Genomic DNA, 369 nt, shown 5'->3' on the forward strand with positions numbered 1-369 from the left:
ACAACCTGACCGTGCTCCCGCAGAAGATCGCCGCCGGCGATGTCCGCGGCGCCCGCGATGCGGCCCGGGAGCTGAATGTGCAATTCGCACCGGTGGTGAAGATGGTCGCCGGTGTCGACTTGAAGTGGATTTCCCAGATCCTCGCGATCATCCCGGACCCGTCCGGGTACACCCAGATCGCGGCGCTGGTCACCGACATTCTCGGCAACGTCGACATCATCAAGCTGGCCAACATCGTCGGTCAGGCCCAGGAAATTGCGTGGGCCGCCGCGGACAAGCTCTTTCCTCCGCCCGGGGTACTACCCGACCCAGTAGGTGCTGCCGCGCAGACCACGGCGTTGCTCCCACTCGGCCTCGAACTCGCCTCGG

1 pseudogene is annotated in these 369 nt (G+C 65.6%); it reads left to right on the plus strand.

Annotated features, from left to right (window positions below):
- Positions 1–369: pseudogene (locus P3H15_RS54730) on the plus strand (cutinase); the annotation flags it as partial.

Source organism: Rhodococcus sp. T2V, from assembly GCF_029269925.1.
Taxonomy (GTDB): Bacteria; Actinomycetota; Actinomycetes; order Mycobacteriales; family Mycobacteriaceae; genus Rhodococcus_F; species Rhodococcus_F koreensis.